The sequence below is a fragment of the Salisediminibacterium halotolerans genome (assembly GCF_003814815.1).
GTDB classification, from domain to species: domain Bacteria; phylum Bacillota; class Bacilli; order Bacillales; family Salisediminibacteriaceae; genus Salisediminibacterium; species Salisediminibacterium halotolerans.
Map to the genome: position 1 here is coordinate 203,047 of NZ_RKQQ01000007.1, position 19,443 is coordinate 222,489.

At 47.1% G+C, this 19,443-nt stretch carries 17 protein-coding genes; 15 read left to right on the forward strand and 2 right to left on the reverse strand.

Features of this window, described 5'->3' with window-relative positions:
• The first annotated feature begins 28 nt into the window (after nucleotides 1-28).
• From clpX to EDD67_RS13170, 12 genes are all read left to right on the forward strand, one after another.
• Nucleotides 29-1,306: an ATP-dependent protease ATP-binding subunit ClpX gene (clpX, locus tag EDD67_RS13115; RefSeq protein ID WP_121438598.1), complete on the forward strand. Its 1,278-nt coding sequence runs from the start codon at nucleotides 29-31 to the stop codon at nucleotides 1,304-1,306.
• 140 nt (nucleotides 1,307-1,446) lie between these two features.
• On the forward strand, nucleotides 1,447-3,771 hold the full coding sequence (gene lon / locus EDD67_RS13120; RefSeq protein ID WP_093072934.1) for an endopeptidase La: 2,325 nt from the start codon (nucleotides 1,447-1,449) through the stop codon (nucleotides 3,769-3,771).
• A complete protein-coding gene (gene yihA, locus EDD67_RS13125; RefSeq protein WP_093072935.1) occupies nucleotides 3,768-4,385 on the forward strand; it encodes a ribosome biogenesis GTP-binding protein YihA/YsxC in 618 nt (205 codons plus the stop codon). Before lon ends, yihA begins: the two co-directional genes overlap by 4 nt.
• 71 nt (nucleotides 4,386-4,456) lie before the next feature.
• Nucleotides 4,457-5,182, forward strand: a complete 726-nt coding sequence (locus EDD67_RS13130) for an amino acid ABC transporter ATP-binding protein (RefSeq protein WP_121438613.1) — start codon at nucleotides 4,457-4,459, stop codon at nucleotides 5,180-5,182.
• A gap of 139 nt (nucleotides 5,183-5,321) precedes the next feature.
• Entirely contained in the window at nucleotides 5,322-6,710 is a 1,389-nt protein-coding gene (gene hemA, locus EDD67_RS13135) for a glutamyl-tRNA reductase (protein WP_093072937.1), read from the forward strand.
• 15 nt (nucleotides 6,711-6,725) lie between these two features.
• Entirely contained in the window at nucleotides 6,726-7,547 is an 822-nt protein-coding gene (locus EDD67_RS13140) for a cytochrome C assembly family protein (protein WP_121438597.1), read from the forward strand.
• Between the two features lie 21 nt (nucleotides 7,548-7,568).
• Nucleotides 7,569-8,504, forward strand: coding sequence for a hydroxymethylbilane synthase (hemC, locus tag EDD67_RS13145; protein ID WP_093072939.1), 936 nt, complete (start codon nucleotides 7,569-7,571; stop codon nucleotides 8,502-8,504).
• Nucleotides 8,505-8,529: 25 nt separating this feature from the next.
• The gene (locus EDD67_RS13150; RefSeq protein ID WP_121438596.1) at nucleotides 8,530-9,339 is read left to right on the forward strand and encodes a uroporphyrinogen-III synthase; all 810 of its coding nucleotides are present in this window, start codon (nucleotides 8,530-8,532) and stop codon (nucleotides 9,337-9,339) included.
• Nucleotides 9,336-10,313, forward strand: a complete 978-nt coding sequence (gene hemB, locus EDD67_RS13155) for a porphobilinogen synthase (RefSeq protein WP_121438595.1) — start codon at nucleotides 9,336-9,338, stop codon at nucleotides 10,311-10,313. Before EDD67_RS13150 ends, hemB begins: the two co-directional genes overlap by 4 nt.
• A gap of 36 nt (nucleotides 10,314-10,349) precedes the next feature.
• Nucleotides 10,350-11,636: a glutamate-1-semialdehyde 2,1-aminomutase gene (gene hemL, locus EDD67_RS13160; RefSeq protein ID WP_121438594.1), complete on the forward strand. Its 1,287-nt coding sequence runs from the start codon at nucleotides 10,350-10,352 to the stop codon at nucleotides 11,634-11,636.
• A gap of 119 nt (nucleotides 11,637-11,755) precedes the next feature.
• Entirely contained in the window at nucleotides 11,756-12,646 is an 891-nt protein-coding gene (locus EDD67_RS13165; protein WP_121438612.1) for an ABC transporter ATP-binding protein, read from the forward strand.
• Nucleotides 12,639-13,913, forward strand: a complete 1,275-nt coding sequence (locus EDD67_RS13170) for an ABC transporter permease (RefSeq protein WP_121438593.1) — start codon at nucleotides 12,639-12,641, stop codon at nucleotides 13,911-13,913. The genes EDD67_RS13165 and EDD67_RS13170 overlap by 8 nt, the downstream gene beginning before the upstream one ends.
• A gap of 65 nt (nucleotides 13,914-13,978) precedes the next feature.
• Here EDD67_RS13170 and EDD67_RS13175 read toward each other — a convergent pair whose 3' ends face one another.
• Nucleotides 13,979-14,287, reverse strand: a complete 309-nt coding sequence (locus tag EDD67_RS13175) for a TIGR04104 family putative zinc finger protein (protein WP_121438592.1) — start codon at nucleotides 14,285-14,287, stop codon at nucleotides 13,979-13,981.
• A 147-nt stretch (nucleotides 14,288-14,434) separates the two neighbouring features.
• Here EDD67_RS13175 and EDD67_RS13180 point away from each other — a divergent pair, with 147 nt between their 5' ends.
• The 3 genes from EDD67_RS13180 to EDD67_RS13190 all read left to right on the forward strand — a co-directional run bounded on the left by EDD67_RS13180 (nucleotide 14,435) and on the right by EDD67_RS13190 (nucleotide 18,799).
• Entirely contained in the window at nucleotides 14,435-14,908 is a 474-nt protein-coding gene (locus EDD67_RS13180) for an NUDIX hydrolase (RefSeq protein WP_121438591.1), read from the forward strand.
• A 350-nt stretch (nucleotides 14,909-15,258) separates the two neighbouring features.
• A complete protein-coding gene (locus EDD67_RS13185) occupies nucleotides 15,259-17,913 on the forward strand; it encodes a valine--tRNA ligase (protein WP_121438590.1) in 2,655 nt (884 codons plus the stop codon).
• A 40-nt stretch (nucleotides 17,914-17,953) separates the two neighbouring features.
• Nucleotides 17,954-18,799, forward strand: a complete 846-nt coding sequence (locus tag EDD67_RS13190) for an aminotransferase class IV (protein WP_121438589.1) — start codon at nucleotides 17,954-17,956, stop codon at nucleotides 18,797-18,799.
• Between the two features lie 417 nt (nucleotides 18,800-19,216).
• On the opposite strand, the gene EDD67_RS14170 is transcribed toward EDD67_RS13190, so the two are convergent.
• A complete protein-coding gene (locus tag EDD67_RS14170) occupies nucleotides 19,217-19,342 on the reverse strand; it encodes a hypothetical protein (RefSeq protein ID WP_277872098.1) in 126 nt (41 codons plus the stop codon).
• Between the last annotated feature and the right edge of the window lie 101 nt (nucleotides 19,343-19,443).

Sequence of the window (19,443 nt, forward strand, 5' to 3'; positions counted from 1 at the left end):
ACCGAAATTACGCCTGAGGGGTGAAACAATGTTTAAGTTTAATGAAGAAAAAGGACAGCTGAAATGTTCTTTTTGCGGTAAAACACAAGATCAAGTTCGAAAATTAGTAGCCGGACCGGGTGTGTATATATGCGATGAGTGTATTGAACTGTGTAACGAAATTGTCGAAGAAGAGCTCGGAACCGAAGAAGAAGTGGAAATGGAAGATATCCCGAAACCGCATGAAATCCGGGGAATTTTAAACGATTATGTAATCGGTCAGGAACAGGCGAAAAAGACTCTGTCCGTCGCTGTTTACAACCATTATAAGCGTGTCAACGCGACATCGGGAAGCGGCAGTGACGACGTCGAGCTTGCTAAAAGCAACATTTGCTTAATCGGCCCGACAGGAAGCGGTAAAACACTCTTGGCGCAGACTTTAGCGCGTATTCTGAACGTGCCGTTTGCGATGGCTGATGCTACCTCGCTTACAGAGGCCGGCTACGTCGGCGAAGATGTGGAAAATATCTTGCTTAAGCTCATCCAAGCGGCCGATTACGACACGGAAAAAGCTGAACGCGGGATTATTTATATTGACGAAATCGATAAGGTTGCCCGCAAGTCGGAAAATCCGTCAATCACTCGTGATGTTTCCGGCGAGGGAGTGCAGCAGGCTCTTTTGAAAATTTTGGAAGGGACGACAGCCAGCGTTCCGCCGCAAGGCGGCCGGAAACATCCGCATCAAGAATTTATTCAAATTGACACGACGAATGTCTTGTTTATTCTTGGCGGAGCGTTCGACGGTATTGATCAAATTATTAAGCGCCGTCTCGGCAAAAAAGTAATCGGCTTCGGCGCAGAGAGTGAAAAAGTTGACGATGAAGAAGAAAAAACACTCTCCAAAATATTGCCGGAAGATTTACTGCGCTACGGGTTAATACCGGAGTTTATCGGACGTATTCCGGTCATCGCCTACCTCGAACAGCTTGATGAAGAAGCGCTGATTGAAATATTGACTGCGCCGAAAAATGCGCTTGTTAAGCAGTACCAAAAACTGCTTGATTTAGATAACGTTGAGCTGGAATTTACTGAAGACGCGCTTCGCGAAGTGGCTCGCAAAGCGATTGAACGCAACACTGGAGCCCGTGGGTTACGTTCAATTATCGAAACGATGATGCTTGATGTTATGTATGATCTTCCGGCACGGGAAGACATTTCAAAATGTGTCATAACGGATGAAACAGTGCGCGAAAGCAAGCAGCCCCGCTTGTTGAATAATGAAGGGGAAACGATCGAAGGATCGGAAGAACCGAAAGAAAGCGCATAAATTTCGGACAAGAAAAAGGGCTGTCTCGGGAGAGGCAGCCCTTTTCTCGCCTGAATCAATGTTTAACCAACCTTCATAGACGGGAATATGGCAGTGCTGACGTTGCAGGCGGATGATTTATAAAGAGGAGTTGACTACATATGAGTGAAAATCAGCATAAAACGGTTCCTTTGCTGCCGTTGCGCGGTATGATCGTCTTTCCGACGATGGTGCTTCATTTAGATGTCGGGCGCGACCGCTCGGTTAAAGCGCTCGAAAAAGCAATGGTCGAAGGAGAAGAAGTGTTTCTTACGACACAGCAAGAAGTGGCGACAGATGAACCGGATGAAGATGATATTTATGAAATCGGAACCGTCGCCAAAGTCAATCAAATGCTGAAGCTCCCGAACGGAACGATACGCGTTCTCGTCGAAGGTCTTCAGCGCGGAAAGATTGATCATTATGTTGAATACGATGATCATGCTGAAGTAGAATTAACAATGATTGGCGAACGGCAAGAACCGACAGTTGAAGAACAAGCGATTATGCGCAATGTACTTGAACAGTTCGAACAATACATTCAAATGTCGAAAAAAATCACTCAAGAGACATTTGCCTCTGTTTCGGATATTGTTGAACCCGGAAGACTGGCTGATATCATCACTTCTCATCTTCCGCTCAAAATTGTGCAAAAGCAAGAGATTCTGGAAACGCTTCCCGTCGAAGATCGGCTTCGGCGCATTTTAGATGTATTGACAAACGAAAAAGAAGTGCTCGGTCTTGAAAAAAAGATCGGCCAAGAAGTTAAAAAATCGATGGAAAAGACGCAAAAAGAATATTATTTGCGCGAACAAATGAAGGCGATTCAAAAAGAGCTCGGCGAACGCGAAGGCAAAGAGAGCGAAGTGGAAGAACTGCGTGAAAAAGTCCGTCAAGCGGAAATGCCGGACAATATCGAAGAAAAAGCGCTGAAAGAACTGAAGCGCTACGAGCGGATGCCGGCGAGTTCAGCAGAAAGCTCTGTCATCCGCAATTATATTGAATGGCTCGTACAAATCCCGTGGACCGATGAAACGGAAGATGTGCTTGATATTCACCGCTCGGAAAAAATACTTGATGAAGATCATCACGGCTTGGAAAAAGTTAAAGAGCGTGTACTTGAGTATCTCGCTGTTCAACAGCTGACCAATCGATTAAAGGGGCCGATTCTTTGTTTAACAGGTCCCCCGGGAGTCGGAAAAACTTCCTTAGCCCGTTCAGTAGCTCGATCGTTAAACCGCAATTTTGTCCGGATGTCACTCGGAGGCGTCCGCGACGAAGCGGAAATTCGCGGCCACCGCCGCACGTACGTCGGTTCGATGCCCGGGCGGATCGTCCAGGGGATGTATAAAGCGGGCACAGTAAACCCGGTCTTTTTACTCGATGAAATTGATAAAATGGCGCATGATTTTCGCGGCGATCCTTCGTCTGCTCTTCTCGAAGTGCTTGATCCGGAGCAAAATAATACATTCAGCGACCACTTCATTGAAGAACCGTACGATTTGTCTAAGGTGATGTTTATCACAACAGCAAATAATATTTCGCAAATTCCTGCACCTCTCCAAGACAGAATGGAAATGATTCACATTCCCGGTTATACCGAGGTCGAAAAGATGGAAATTGCGAAAGGGTATTTACTGCCAAAACAAATTAAAGAACACGGCTTATCAAAAGGCAAGATTCAAGTAAAGGATGAAGCGGTGTTGAAAGTAATCCGTCACTACACCCGTGAAGCAGGTGTGAGAAGCTTGGAACGGCAAATGGCGATGATTTGCCGAAAAGCTGCCAAAATGATCGTTTCCGGTGACAAGAAACGGGTCATCGTGACAGAAAATACTGTCGAAGACTTGCTTGGCAAACCGCAATACCGTTACGGAAAAGCGGAAACGCAAGATCAAGTCGGTGCAGCGACCGGACTAGCTTACACATCGGCAGGGGGCGATACGCTGACGATCGAAGTTTCCGTCTCCCCGGGCAAAGGCAAACTGACACTGACCGGAAAGCTCGGCGATGTGATGAAAGAATCTGCTCAAGCAGCTTTCAGTTATATTCGTTCAAAATCGGATGAACTCAACATTGATCCAAGCTTCAATGAAGATAACGATATTCACATTCATGTTCCGGAAGGGGCGATTCCTAAAGACGGTCCGTCTGCCGGAATAACGATGGCGACAGCGTTAATTTCCGCATTAACCGGACGCCCGGTTAAACGGGAAGTCGGAATGACCGGTGAAATCACACTTCGCGGCCGAGTGCTACCGATCGGCGGTTTGAAGGAAAAAGCGATGAGCGCTCACAGAGCCGGACTGACGCACATTATTATGCCGAAAGAAAATGAGAAGGACCTGGAAGATATTCCGAAAAGTGTACGGGACGGTCTGACGTTTATTGCCGTTTCGCACTTGGATGAAGTGTTAAAACATGCTTTGACAGGTGAACGGTCATGAAAATTAACCAAGCAGAAATTGTCATGAGCGCAGCGAGAGAAGCGCAGTTTCCCCAGGCGCCCTTTCCGGAGATCGCCCTTTCCGGCCGGTCCAATGTCGGAAAATCATCGTTTATTAATAAAGTGTTAACGAGAAAAAACCTGGCGAGAACATCGCAGAAGCCGGGGAAAACCCAAACATTAAATTTTTATTTGATTAACAACCGTTTTCACTTTGTCGATGTTCCTGGTTACGGCTATGCGAAAGTGTCGAAAAAAGAACGGGAAGCATGGGGAAAATTGCTTGAACACTATTTTCAGACCCGCGAACAACTCCGCGGAGTTGTTCAGCTTGTTGACAGCCGTCACGAGCCGACAAAAGACGATGTTGCCATGTACAATTGGTTTAAGCATCATGAGATTCCGGTTATTATTATCGGCACAAAGGCGGATAAAATCCCGAAAGGCAAATGGCAAAAGCATAAAAAGCAGATCAACGAAACACTCGGTGTCATCAACAGCGATACAGTCATTTTGTTTTCGGCTGAAACAGGCCTTGGAAAAGATGACGCTTGGAAAGCAATGACCGGCTTGCTGTTTTCAAGTCAGCCGGAGCCAAAGACGGATAACGAATAACGATCATTGTTCCGGAGTGCGTGAATTCGTGCTCCGGATTTTTGAAAGGAGCTGTAAACGCATTGGCAAACATATTGGAAGTCCGCGGATTGGCAAAATCTTTCGGACATACGTCTGTCTTAAATAATATTGATTTAGATGTACAAGAAGGCGGTGTTCTTTGTTTGATCGGTGCCAGCGGTTCGGGAAAAAGCACATTGCTGCGCTGTTTAAATTTTCTCGAATTAAAAGACAGCGGAACAATCCGTATCCACGGGGAAGCGATTGAAGCAAAAACACATAACCTCAATAAAATCCGTCAAAAGATGGGGATGGTCTTTCAACATTTTTATTTATTCCCTCATAAAACGGTGCTGGAAAATGTCATCGAAGCCCCGATTCAAGTGAAAGGTAAAAATAAAGCCGATGCGGTAAACGAAGGCAACGTGCTGCTGGAAAAAGTCGGTCTTGCCGAGAAAGCGGACGAATACCCTTCGACCTTGTCCGGCGGACAAAAACAGCGTGTCGCTATCGCCCGTGCGCTCGCGATGCAGCCGGAGATTATGCTGTTCGATGAGCCGACCTCGGCGCTCGATCCCGAGCTCGTCGGGGAAGTGCTCGAAACGATGAAAGATTTGGCCCGTGAGGGAATGACGATGATCGTCGTCACTCATGAAATGGGCTTTGCAAAAGAAGTGGCTAATGAAACGATGTATATGCATAACGGTGAAATCATTGAGCGCAACGATTCGGCAACGTTTTTTGCATCGCCGAAAGAAGAACGGACGAAAGAATTTTTAAGCAAAGTTTTAACGTAAACGAAGCATCTGAGTAACACAAGCAGTTTGTAAATGTTATAATGTATATTGATATGCGAAAAGAAGATACGCAGGCAATTGTTACATAAGCGCAAACGAGATAAAATAGAGACAGATTTGGTAGGTAGGGGGGAAAGAGATGCACATCCTGGCGGTCAGTTTAAATTATAAAACCGCTCCGGTTGAAATAAGAGAAAAATTTCAATTTCAAAATGACCTCAACGGAGCTTTACATACGCTTCGGGACAGTAAGAGCATTTTGGAAAATGTGATTGTTTCTACATGCAACCGGACAGAAATTTACGTTGTTGCGGATCAGCTGCATACCGGGCGTTATTATACGAAGGTGTTTCTCTCTGAATGGTTCGGTATCGCGAAAGAAGAATTCAGCCATTATTTGCAAATCCGTGAAGATGAGCACGCGATTGAGCATCTTCTCCGCGTGAGTTGCGGGCTTGACTCAATGGTGTTGGGTGAAACACAGATTCTCGGCCAAGTGCGGGAAAGTTTCTTTGCTGCGCAAAATGCTGAAACGACCGGTACGATTTTCAACCATTTATTTCGTCAATCGATCACATTAGCCAAACGTGCACATTCAGAAACCTCAATCGGTGAAAATGCCGTGTCGGTCAGTTATGCTGCCGTTGAACTCGGTAAAAAAATATTCGGCGATTTTTCCGGCAAAGATGTTTTAGTCATGGGTGCGGGGAAAATGAGTGAATTAACAGCGAAGCATTTAGCTTCAAGCGGTGTTAACAACGTCTCGGTCATTAACCGGACAAAAGAAAAAGCAGATGAACTGGCGGAAAAATTCGCCGGTGTGTCAAAGCCGATCGAAGACTTGCATGCAAGCTTGGTCACATCAGATATTTTAATCAGTTCAACGGGGTCAAACGAGTATATTATCCATGAAGAGGAAGTCGACGCGTTGATGAAAAAACGCAACGGCCGGCCGCTGTTTCTCGTCGACATTGCCGTTCCGCGGGATTTAGATCCTGATTTAGCAAAATTGGATAATGTTTATTTGTACGATATCGATGATCTGCAAGAGATTGTATCGGCGAACTTGGAAGAACGCAAAGCAGAGGCGGAGAAAATCGAACTGATGATTGAAGAGGAGCTCGTGCATTTTGGCGAATGGCTCGATACGTTAGGTGTGATCCCGGTCATCACTGCGCTTCGCAAAAAAGCTGCCGGAATACAAGAAGAGACGATGGCCAGTTTAGAAAATAAGCTCTCAGAACTGTCCGAGCGGGATAAAAAAATCATTCGCAAGCATATGAAGAGTATCATCAACCAAATGCTGCGTGATCCGATTACAGCAATGAAAGAAATACCGAATGAAGAAGATCCGGATGAACTGCTGGACTATATGACGAAAGTTTTTGCGCTGGAGGACAACCTTGAAGAAGGGGAGCCGCGCATAACCAGCAATATTAATATTAATCGAGCTGAACGGGAGTGGAATATCGCCAAAAAGAAAAACGCTCTTGTCGCTAAAAGTGAAGCAATCATCCGCTCTTTTTAGAGAGGGGAATGACAAATGGAAACGATCAATCTGCTTTATGTGATGATCATTCTCTTTTACTGCCTGAGTGTATTAGGCTATTTCATCGATTTTATGCAAAACAGCCAGAAGGTGAACCGCGCAGCCTTCTGGTTGCTTTCTATTGTATGGGTATTGCAGCTTGTTTTTTTAATTATCCGCTACATACAATTTGACCGCTTGCCGATTATGACACTGTTCGAAGGCATGTTTTTTTATGCGTGGATTATTGTTACGATCTCACTCGTCGTCAATCGGCTGTACCGGACGGATTTTTTAGTGTTTGTGATAAACATTATCGGTTTCTCGGTAATGGCCATCAGCATGCTTACTCCGGCAGGGGATGTGTCAGAACGATTGGCGGAGCTGTTTATATTTGAACTGCTCGTCATTCATGTCGTTGTTCTTATGCTCTCGTACGGGGTGTTTACGCTAGGGTTTGCTTTTTCGATTTTGTATGTTTTGCAGCATCAGATGTTAAAGCAAAAGAAATGGAATAACCGAATGGTGCGTACCGGCAATTTACTCACACTGTTAAAAGGGTCGTACGTATGCTCTTTAATCGGCTTTCCGCTTATGCTTATCGGACTTATCCTTGGGCTCGTCTATGCATGGGTATCAATGGAAGCTGTTCCGTTTACAGATATGAAAGTGATCAGTTCGTTTTTCGTATTGCTTGTTTACGGTGTGTATTTATTTTATTACAAAGTTAAAGACATGCGCGGATATCAAATGGCGCTTTTTCATATCGGAGCTTTTTTAATCTTGCTGATAAACTATTTACTGTCAAGTACGTTTTCGCAATTTCATTTTTGGTAAGAAAACTGTCAGGAGGCTGCTATGCGAAAGGTTATTATTGGTTCACGGCGAAGCAATTTAGCAATGACTCAGACGCGTGAAATCATCGAGCGTTTGAAGGAATTGAATTTGCCGTATGAATTTGAAATAAAAGAAATTGTCACAAAAGGCGATCAAATCCTTGACCGGACGCTTTCAAAAGTCGGCGGAAAAGGACTGTTTGTCAAAGAAATTGAGCAGGCCATGTACAACGGGGAAATTGACCTGGCTGTTCACAGCATGAAAGACATCCCTTCCGGAATGGCTGAAGGGCTAGTTATGGGAGCTGTTCCGAAACGCATTGATCCGCGTGATGCATTCATTTCAAACAGCGGTGAAGGGTTAATGGAGCTTCCCGCTGGCGCAGTGGTCGGTACGAGCAGCTTGCGACGCAAAGCGCAAGTGCTGGCTAAGCGGCCGGATTTGGAGATTAAATGGATTCGCGGAAATATCGACACCCGCATTCGCAAGTGCCGTGAAGAAGATTACGATGCGATTGTCCTCGCAGCAGCCGGACTCGAACGTGTCGGCTGGTCTGATGAGATTGTGACCGAATTCCTTGCTCCTAAATTGTGCCTTCCGGCTGTCGGACAGGGCGCTCTCGGAATTGAGTGCCGGGAAGATGACGAAGATATTATCAACCTGTTAAATCACATTCATGATCCGGAAACGGCCCGTACGGTAACAGCTGAGCGAGCTTTTCTTCATACTGTCGAAGGCGGGTGCGAAGTGCCGATCGCAGGGCATGCCGTCTTGCATGATGATCAGCAGGTCACGTTGACGGCGCTCGTTTCGTCACCGGACGGAAAACAAGTGTTTAAAGAAGTAATCACAGGTGATGACCCTCACTTAATCGGTGTACAGGCGGCAGAAAAGATGCTTGAAGAGGGCGCTAAAAAGGTCCTTGACGATGTGAAAGACGAACTGGACCGTTCTTAATTCATAAAGGTGATGATCTAAACTCATGAATGATCTAAGCGGCTTGAAACTCATGAACACGCGCGCAGCTCATCAAGCTGGTCCGCTCTCCGAAGCGGTCAGAACCCGCGGCGGTCAAGTGAAAGAAATTCCGCTGATCCGGATCGCGCCCGAAGAACGTCGCGAGGTCAAAGCCAGAGCATTTCAAGCTTTTTTAAATGCAGATTGGGCTGTGTTTACGAGCGCCAACAGTATTGATGTTACTGTCGATCTTTTGCGTGAGTACTCGGATAAATCGCTGAAGGAATTGTTTGCAGGCAAAAAAACGGCGGCAGTCGGTGAAAAAACAAAGAAGAAGCTGGAAGACTTCGGACTTGTTGCCGATCTTTTGCCTGATACGTTTGATGCGGAGCATCTCGCATCTTTATTAGTGAACGATATGTCATCCGGTCAAACAGTTTTTTATCCCAAAAGTAAACAGGCGCGTACAGTGCTGCAAGACCGTTTAACGAAAGCGCAAGTAAAAGTCCTTGCCGCCGAACTGTATGATACGGTTCCGGAACAGCGCTCAGAAAATGCTTTAGAACGAAGTTTGCTTCACAGGGAAATCGATGCCGTTATGTTTGCCAGTCCATCTGCCGTGCACAGCTTCTACAGGTTATCATCAGTTAAAGCGCGAGCACGTTTTGAGGAGCGCGGCTGTTACGCGGTGATCGGTCCTGTGACGTTAGAGGCATTAAGAACATACGGGGCAACGGCGATTGCCGTCCCTGATAAGTATACGATCGAAGGGATGCTTGACAGCATTTCGCAATACAAACCGGATTCAGACACTGAAATGGGGGCTGAAAAATGAACGGAGAATCCTTCCGCCGGCACCGCCGATTGCGCACATCAGCCGGCATCCGTAATATGGTCAGAGAAACACACGTTCAAAAAGAAGATTTAATTGCACCGCTTTTTGTCAAAGAGGGAGAGGGCATCCAAACGGAAGTGCCTTCGATGCCCGGTGTCTATCAATGGTCGCTTGATTTGTTAGACGAGGAAGCAGATGAAATTGTCGCTCTTGGAATACAAGCACTGATTGTCTTCGGCATCCCGTCGTCTAAAGACAGCTGCGGTTCGCCCGCTTACGATGATAACGGGATCGTCCAGCGCGCGGTTGCGCAAATTAAAGAGCGACATCCCGATTTGACAGTGATTGCCGATACATGCCTTTGTCAATTTACCGATCACGGTCATTGCGGTGTTGTTGACAACGGGATCATCGCTAATGATCCCTCGCTTGAATTATTGGCAAAGACAGCTGTCTCACAAGCAAAAGCCGGAGCAGATATCATTGCGCCGTCCAACATGATGGACGGCTTCGTCCAAGCGATACGAAGCGCTTTGGATGAAGCAGGTTTTGTTCATGTGCCGATTATGAGTTATGCCGTTAAATATGCGTCGGCCTTTTACGGTCCTTTTCGCGATGCCGCTCACAGCGCTCCTTCAAAAGGAGACCGGAAAACGTATCAAATGGACCCGGCGAACCGGTTAGAAGCACAGCGCGAAGCAGCTTCGGATGAAGAAGAAGGGGCGGATTTTCTGATCGTTAAACCGGCGCTATCGTATTTGGATATTATTCGCGATATTCGCAATCACCATCGTTTGCCGATCGTTGCTTACAATGTCAGCGGTGAGTATGCGATGATTAAAGCCGCTGCAGCAAATGGCTGGATTGATGAAGAAGCTGTTGTTTATGAAAAAATGCTCAGCATGAAACGGGCCGGTGCCGACTTGATTTTGACGTATTTTGCGAAAGATATCGCTCGTTCGTTAACACGTTAAATGTTATACTGACAGTGTTGAAAGGAGTGAACGTTAATGAACTGGAACAAATCGAAAGAAGCGTTTAAACAGGCAGAACCGTTGATGCCAGGCGGTGTAAACAGTCCAGTGCGCGCATTTAAATCTGTCGGAATGGATCCGATTTATATGGAAAAAGGAAAAGGTTCACATATTTGGGATATCGACGGCAACGAATATATTGATTACGTCATGTCATGGGGGCCGCTTGTACACGGTCATGCCGACGAACAAGTCGTTGACGCTTTAAAAGATGTTGCCGAAAAGGGGACGAGTTTCGGAGCGCCGCATGAAATGGAAACAAAGCTGGCCGAACTGGTCATTGAACGAGTGCCGTCGATTGAAGTGGTTCGAATGGTAAACTCAGGTACCGAAGCGACGATGAGCGCTTTGCGCCTCGCACGCGGTTATACCGGAAAGAATAAAATCCTTAAATTTGAGGGCTGTTATCACGGACACGGAGATTCACTGTTAATTAAGGCCGGTTCCGGCGTTGCGACGCTCGGCTTGCCGGACAGCCCGGGGGTGCCGGAAGCAACGGCATCGAGCACATTGACCGTTCCGTATAATGATTTAGAAAGTTTAAAGCTTGCATTTGAAAAATTCGGCGATGACATTGCCGCAGTTATTTTAGAACCTGTAGCAGGCAATATGGGCGTTGTTCCGCCCAAAGACGGCTTTCTTGAAGGTGTCCGTTCCGTGACAGAAGAGCATCAATCATTGCTCATTTTTGATGAGGTGATGACTGGTTTTCGTGTAGGGTACCATTGTGCTCAAGGGGAACTGGGTGTGACACCGGACTTAACTTGTCTTGGAAAAGTCATCGGCGGAGGCCTCCCGGTCGGAGCCTTTGGCGGCAAACGTGAAATTATGGAGCGGATCGCACCGGCTGGAGATATTTATCAATCCGGTACACTTTCGGGCAATCCATTGGCGATGACCGCCGGTTTTGAAACAATTTCGCAATTGACACCGGAGAGTTATCAGCATTTTGCTGAACTCGGCAAACGTCTTGAAGACGGCTTGCACGAAGCTGCTGAAAAACACGGGATTCCCCATCACATTAACCGTGCGGGATCGATGATCGGCTTCTTCTTTACCGATCAGCCGGTTGAAAATTTTGAAACCGCCGCCTCCAGTGATTTGGACTTGTTTAAAGGGTACTTCCGAGAAATGATTAAACAGGGAATATCGATCGCTCCGTCTCAGTTCGAAGGCATGTTCCTCTCGACGAAACATACCGAACGAGAGATAGACAAAACCATTGAAGCCGCGGACAAAGCATTTGCTGCTATCGGTCAATAAAAATCGTTCATCCCTGCATTGTGAAAATGCAGGGATGTTTTAACAAATGAACAAATAAACCGGTAGTGAGCGGAGAACATCTTTACATCTAAGAGGAGGTCCCGACTGTGGCACTGGAAATGATCAATTTACATAAACGGTTCGGCAGTCACGAAGCTGTCGGCGGGTTAGACGCCCGAATTGCACCAGGCGAAATGTTCGGCATGCTCGGTGCGAATGGTGCGGGGAAGACGACGACATTTCGGATGATCATCGGTTTATTGGATCCCTCAAATGGATCAGTGACTTGGCAAGGAGAGCGCTTAAATTACAGGCGCACGCACCTTGTCGGCTACTTGCCGGAAGAGCGCGGGCTGTTTCCGAAACTGACTGTCAAAGAACAGCTCGTTTATTTAATGAGATTAAACCGGATGAGCAAAACGGCGATATTAAGCGAATTGGACCGCTGGCTCGACAGATTTCAAATAGCTCATTATAAAAATAAAAAAATCGAAGAATTATCGAAAGGTAATCAACAAAAAATTCAATTTATGGCAGCGGTTTTGCACCGCCCTGAATTGCTTATTCTCGATGAACCGTTCAGCGGCCTCGATCCGGTCAATGCTGACATGCTGAAAGAAGCCGTGCTCGATTTGCAAAAAGCCGGGGCGACGATCGTTTTTTCCAGCCATCAAATGCATAATGTTGAAGAGCTGTGCGAAGAAATGATCATGCTTAAAAACGGAAAAGCGGTGCTTCAAGGTCACTTGAAAGACATTAAACGCTCTTACGGAATGAAAAGTTTAGCGGTTAAAGCGGATTACGACTTATCATTTCTGCAAACAGAAGCAGGTGTGCTCGACTGGCGCGAGGTTAAAGACGGCGCTCATTTACAAATTAAAGATGAAGAAACAGCGGAAAGACTGTTTCAAATTTTAGCGGCGCGCGGATTTGTGCGTAAATTCGAAGTTGAAGAACCTTCTTTGCATGATATATTTATTGATCAGGTTGGAGGAAGCACACATGCGTAATTATATTATCACCATACAACATACGGTTATCCGCCGCGTGAAATCGAAGGCGTTTATATTTACGGCTCTCATCATGAGCGTGTTGATTCTCGGGATGTTTGCTTTAAGCTATTTCTTAGGAGAAAGCGGACCGGCCGATGACAGCGCAGAAAACAGCCCCGGCTCTGTCATGACTGTGAACGTGCTGGATGATACGGAGACAGACGGCTATTTTGCAGAACAGTTATCAGCCTACGATGATGGCCATATGACATTTGCCGAACAAACAGGTTCCTTTTCTGAAACACGCGAAGAGGCGAGCGAAGACGGTGAATACGTTTTGCGTTTGTCAGGAAGCTTAGCGGAGTTAGAGGCATCATTGTATCACGATGAACAGGGGTTTGAAGGTGCCGGTCCTGAGCGGGAAGTGCAAGGATATGTTGAAAGGGCCAAAGAAGATTTAATCGCAGAGGAAATGAATTTATCTGAGGAACAGCGAGCCTTATTATTCGATCCGCTTGTTGTTTCCGGTCAGCCGCTTGATCAGTCTGAAGGAGCACCGTCAGACGAAGCGTTTATGCAGTCGTATTGGATGGTGTACGGACTTGTCTTCGCGATTTATCTTATTGTCATCATGTTTGGCTCAATGATCGCGACAGAAGTCGCTACCGAAAAATCATCGCGCGTGATGGAACTGATCGTTTCCAGCGTTAATCCGGTCACGCAAATGCTCGGGAAAATTACCGGGATCGGGATTGTCGGCTTTTTAAATCTGGCGGTGATCGCCGCTGCTGTCAGTGCAGGCTCGCTTTTGACAGGGGAGCATTTTCTCACACAAGTTGTCACGGAAATGATTGATTATTCGCTCCTCGTCTACGCGCTGATTTTTATTTTGTTCGGGTACTTGATTTACGGCGGCTCAGCTGCGATGCTCGGTGCGCTTGTGAGCCGCTCTGAAGAAGTCAATCAAGCGATCCAGCCGCTGATTTTCCTCGCTATGATCGCGTTTTTTATTTCGATTTTCGGGTTGAATGCGCCGGACTTAACGATGATCCGCGTGTTGTCCTATATACCGTTTTTCACGCCGCAGCTTCTGTTTTTGCGAATCGGAATGACCTCCGTTCCCGTTTGGGAAATTGCCCTGATTATGACGCTCCTGGTGATCAGCGCTGTGCTGATTCTCTTGCTGGCGGCACGGATTTATAAAGGCGGTGTTTTGATGTACGGCAAATTCTCTTATAAAGAAGGGATTAAACAAGCTTTATCGATCTCTAAAAAAGAAGCATAGCGTTTATAAAAAATCACCGTCGTTTATTACGGCAGCGAGTTTTAGTGTCACCGCGTCTGGTGTAATTATTTCCGTTGATGGTCGGTAATGCTGTTTAATGTCAGTCTAAACGGGAAAAATACCGGTGCTAACAGTGAAGCGCCAATCATTACTAAAATCGCGAACAGCAGGCTCCAGAGCGGTCCGAACGCAGCGGTGTAAGCGCCGGTAAAGACCGCTGGAGCCAGAACAGCTGACGAAAAAAACAGTCGGGCGGCAGCGGACAGCTCATGTTTCGTCCGGCAGTTATGGCATTCGACCGGGGTTAACCGCCACTGGGCCGCATATGCTTGCTTCCATGAAAACGCACGTCCGCATTCTTCACAAGTTCTCATTACGCACCTCCGTCAAATGTTCACTGATTTCATTATACAGCGAAAAGTTTTTTTTGGAAATCACTTGAAATTAGCTCGATGCTTTTCACGCCGGATGACACAGCTGTTGACGGAAAACATGGAGCTGACGATTGGAGAGGCTATTTTATGAGTTATTATCAAATGTTAAGAGCGTACGCCGGGCAAGAAACGTTGATTCTTCCGGGGGCGTCAGTGATCATTTACGATGAAGCGAAAAACGTATTGCTGCAAAAGCGCAGTGATGGAGATTGGGGATTGCCGGGCGGTTTGATGGAACCCGGCGAAAGCTTTAAAGAAACGGTCTGCCGAGAAACAGAAGAAGAAACAGGTTTGACGCCGGCAGCCGATGCGACGATTCTGTTTGACGTATTTTCAGGTGACGCCTATTATGTCGAGGCGCCGAACGGCGATCCTTATTACGCCGTGACAGCCCTATATACCTGCAGCCGGACCGAAGGAACATTATCATCCGGGGATGAAGAAACACTCGATTTGGCATGGTTTCAACTTGATGAATTGCCGGAGAGGCTCCGTTCTTCGCATCGGTATTTTTTGCAGCTGTTTGAGAAAAGCAGTCAGTTTGGAGATGATTCTGCTTGAAAGAACAAACGCCGAGTAGTAAAATGAACAGTAACTGAAAAAGCATGAAACGTTGACAGGGAGGAGTACATCCCGGAGCCGTCAGAGAGAAAAACCGGCTTATGTAAGCCGCTGCGAGGTTTTTCCGGAACGAACGGATGGAAGGTCGCCCTTGAGTTTTGCAGGCGAACAGAGAAGCGGAGTCTGCAACGGTTCGATACCGTTATCATCGCCGAGGTGTACAGATACGAAGCGGCAGCTGTATCTGTAAACAAAGGTGGTCCCGCGATAGCTTTCGAGCTCCCTTCGTCCTTTGATGGATGGAAGGGGGCTTTTTGTATGGAGAAAATGAAAACAGGAGGCAGTAATGTATGACAGATCAACAGTGGCTCAAAGACACAGAAATGCCGTCAAAATACGATCCGCAGGCAACGGAAGCGAAATGGTACCCTTATTGGGTAGAGAATAAATTTTTTGAAGCAGGAAAAGATAAAACGAAAACGCCGTACACGATTGTGATTCCGCCGCCCAACGTCACCGGCCGGCTTCATCTTGGTCACGCTTGGGATACAACGCTGCAGGATATTATTATCCGGATGAAGCGGATGCAAGGATACGATGCGCTATGGCTTCCGGGGATGGATCATGCCGGGATCGCAACGCAGGCGAAAGTAGAGGGAAAACTTCGTGAAGACGGCATCACCCGTCATGATTTAGGCCGCGAAAAATTCTTGGAGAAGTCGTGGGATTGGAAAGAAGAATACGCTTCATTCATCCGTGAACAGTGGGCGAAGCTCGGTCTTTCAGTTGATTATTCCCGCGAACGTTTCACGCTCGATGACGGGCTTTCGACAGCTGTGCGGGAAGTGTTTGTCCGCTTGTATGAAGAGGGGCTTATTTACCGCGGCGAGTATATCATCAACTGGGATCCGGAAACGAAAACAGCGCTGTCGGATATTGAAGTCGAATACCAGGATGTTCAAGGCGCCTTTTATCATATGGCGTACCCGATCAAAGGAGAAGATCACTCGATTGAGATCGCGACTACCCGTCCGGAAACGATGCTCGGCGATACAGCTGTCGCGGTTCACCCCGACGATTCCCGTTACAGTCATTTGATCGGAAAAACGGTGATTCTGCCGGTTATCGGCCGGGAGATTGAGATCGTTGCCGACGATTACGTCGATATGGAGTTCGGTTCCGGAGCGGTGAAAATCACTCCCGCTCATGACCCGAACGACTTTGAGATCGGCAACCGGCATGACTTGGAACGTATTCTGATTATGGACGAGGGCGGGATCATGAATGAAAACGCCGGAAAATACGAAGGCTTGAGCCGGTTTGACTGCCGCAAACAGCTTGTGAAGGATCTTCAAGCGGAAGGAACGCTGTTTAAAATAGAAGAACACTGGCACAGCGTCGGCCATTCTGAACGAAGCGGAGCTGTCGTTGAACCGTATTTATCGACGCAATGGTTTGTAAAAATGGGGCCGCTTGCGGATGAAGCGATCGAATTGCAAAACAGTGATGAAAAAGTTCACTTTGTTCCGGACAGATTTGAAAAAACGTATATGCACTGGATTGAAAACATCCGTGATTGGTGCATTTCCCGGCAGCTTTGGTGGGGACACCGCATTCCGGCTTGGTACCATAAAGAAACGGGCGAATTGTATGTCGGGCGTGAAACACCGGCTGATCCGGAAAACTGGGTTCAAGATGAAGATGTGTTAGATACGTGGTTCAGCTCTGCGCTTTGGCCGTTTTCGACGATGGGCTGGCCGGATGAAGGCGCTGCTGATTTCAACCGTTACTACCCGACCGATGCACTCGTGACCGGGTACGACATTATTTATTTCTGGGTTGCGCGGATGATTTTTCAAGGCAAGCATTTTACGAATGAACGCCCGTTTAAAGATGTGCTGATTCACGGACTCGTGCGTGACTCGGAAGGACAGAAAATGAGCAAATCGCTCGGCAACGGCGTCGATCCGATGGATGTCATCGATAAGTACGGGGCGGATGCGCTGCGCTTTTTCCTCAGCACCGGGTCCACTCCGGGTCAGGATTTGCGCTTTTTCTGGGAAAAAGTTGAAGCGAACTGGAATTTCGGCAATAAAATTTGGAATGCTTCCCGGTTTGCGCTCATGAATATGGGCGAGATCACTTACGAACAAATTGATTTATCCGGAGAAAAGACGATCGCCGATCAATGGATTCTCACCCGGCTGCAAGAAACGATCGAGCATGTGACAAAGTTTGCCGATGCGTATGAATTCGGCGAAGTCGGCCGTGCGTTGTATAACTTCATTTGGGATGACGTCTGTGATTGGTACATTGAAATGGCTAAGCTGCCGCTTTACGGCGATGATGACAAAGCGCGCCACACAGCAAGATCTGTTTTGGCTTATGTTTTGGACCGCACGATGCGGCTTTTGCACCCGTTCATGCCGTTTATAACCGAAGAAGTTTGGCAGCATCTCCCGCATGAAGGCGACTCGATTACCGTTGCTCCTTGGCCGGAAAAAGATGCTGAACTGATGTTCAATCAGTCGGTGAAAGATATGGAGCTGTTAAAAGAAATTATCCGCAGTGTCCGCAACACTAGAGCTGAATTAAATGTGGCACCGTCCAAGGAAATCGATTTACAGATTAAAGCCGGAGACTCCGAGGTGCTTAAACAGTTAGAGCGCGGGCGGCAATATTTAGAAAGTTTCTGTCATCCGAAAGATTTAACCGTTGCGGAAGATCTTGCTGCACCGGAAAAGTCGGTCAGCTCTGTTCTTTCGGGAGTGGAACTGTATATGCCGTTAGCCGGGATGATTGACCTTGATGCCGAAATCGAGCGATTGGAAAAGGAACTCAAGCGACTCGACGGCGAAGTCGAGCGGGTGCAGAAAAAACTCGCCAATGAAGGATTTACCGCAAAAGCGCCCGAGCATGTTGTCGAAGAAGAACGCGGAAAAGAAAAAGATTACTCGCAGCAAAGAGAAAAAGTAAAAGCGCGAATTGCTGAATTGAAAGAGTAAGTGAATGATAGAGATCAACGATTCATCGGAGGGATGATCTATGCCGGAAACAGCTTATTACGAAGACCGGTTTGTCGAACCGGGTGCGCGCGTCGTTCCGCTCGAAGACCGCGGCCATCAATTCGGCGACGGGATATATGAAGTGATCCGCGTTTACAACGGCGTTCCGTTTTTACTGGACGAACATTTGGCCCGCCTGCACGTGAGCGCTGATGCGATTGACTTGGAGCTGCCGTATTCCATTGCTGAGGTCCGCGCAATCTGTGAAAAAAGTCTTGAACGGGCTCAGCTGCCGGATGCGGAAATCTATATCCAGGTTACGCGCGGGTCGTCTCCGCGTGCGCATGCATTTCCGGAAAATGTGCGCGGCATATTGATGGTCGCTGTTAAACATGCCCGCACTGTTTCGGAAGAAAAACGGCAATCAGGCGTACCAGTGATGAGCATTGAAGAGAACCGCTGGAAATTTTGCTATATTAAGTCGCTTAATCTGTTGCCGAATGTTCTCGCAAAAGAAAAAGCAAAAAGGTATCAATGTCATGAAGCCGTGTACGTGGATGAAGGAATTATCAAAGAGGGCTCGTCGAGCAATATCTTTGCCGTTAAAGACGGGGTGGTTTACACGTATCCGCCAGAACCGTCGATTCTACACGGTATATCGCGGCAATTGGTGATCGATTTGGCTTTGCGGCTCGGGATGGAAGTAAAAGAAGAAAAGAAAAGCTTGTCTTTTTTCAAATCGGCCGATGAACTGTTTCTCACGAGTACGACGATGGAAATTTTAGCAGTATCCTCTTTTGATGATACGGACTATTCAGAGCGGCGGCCGATTACGCGCAAACTTGCCGCCGAATTCCGCGCGGAAGTTGAAAGACGGACAACATAAAGCAGAGATCCGCCTAAAAGGGCGGATCTCAGACTGCAGACAAACTAGTATTTTGACGTAAGCCGCGCAGCCGGATCTTCGTCACTTGCTTTCAAGGCTGCTGAAAAAGTAGATGACCAATTGGGTGACTGCATATTTATTCTCCCTTATAGATTGAGAAGTTTTATGAGACTGGAGCAAACTCGACGCCTGCGGGAAAAGCAACTGCCGAAGACCCCGCAAGAAGCGGTTTCGCTTCTGAGGAGGCTGAGGCGTTGCCCGCGGCAAGCGAGTTTGCGGAGGGCTCATAATATTATATATTCAATGCGGCTCATAAATAAACGCCTAATTTGTTTATCCAGCACTTTTTCAGCAGCCTCCTTGCTTTCCCGGAGGCGTCGGAGGAGCAGCTGCGCGGCTTTCTTACTATGCAAAGCACTATGGAAACCGCGCGGTTTGAAGCGAAGAAGATGATCCAAGCACCCCGGCGCTCGCCCGCAGCACATAAGCCGGATAATGCGTCGTCATCCAGTCTTTAAACAAGTTGATATTTAACAATGTCATGACTTTATCAACAATCTGAGATCCGCCTGAAACGGCGGATCTTTTTGTACGGATTGACGTATTAATTTTATCGTGATAAAGTGATAAAGGTTTTTTACTTA